The organism is Devosia alba, from assembly GCF_039938915.1.
GTDB classification, from domain to species: Bacteria; Pseudomonadota; Alphaproteobacteria; order Rhizobiales; family Devosiaceae; genus Devosia; species Devosia alba.
In genome coordinates this window covers 1-229 of sequence record NZ_JBDUUI010000171.1, presented here as the reverse complement: position 1 = coordinate 229, position 229 = coordinate 1, and the positions used below count along the sequence as shown (strand labels likewise).

At 45.9% G+C, this 229-nt stretch carries 1 protein-coding gene; it reads right to left on the bottom strand.

What is annotated here, in order from left to right; translation table 11 throughout:
• Positions 1-229, bottom strand: a 229-nt coding sequence (locus ABFY71_RS19170) for a hypothetical protein (protein WP_347947472.1), incomplete at both ends; no start/stop codon positions are given.

The following is a 229-nucleotide window of genomic DNA, read 5'->3' as shown; positions in this document are numbered from 1 at the left end:
GCTGTATCATTTGTAGCATCTGCCAGCTTTTCAGCATTGTCGGCAGCATTTCCATATTGGTCTGCCGTATCAGCTATTGCATCTGTCCCGGCAAGGCCTGCACCACTTGTGCCTGTCTGGCCAGATGATTTCTTTCCGGTGATTAACTCCGTAAATGACTTGAAAGCATTTGCCAGAGTTGCCAGTTTGCCCAGCAAAATATTAATAACTCTCAAAACAGGAGTGAAGA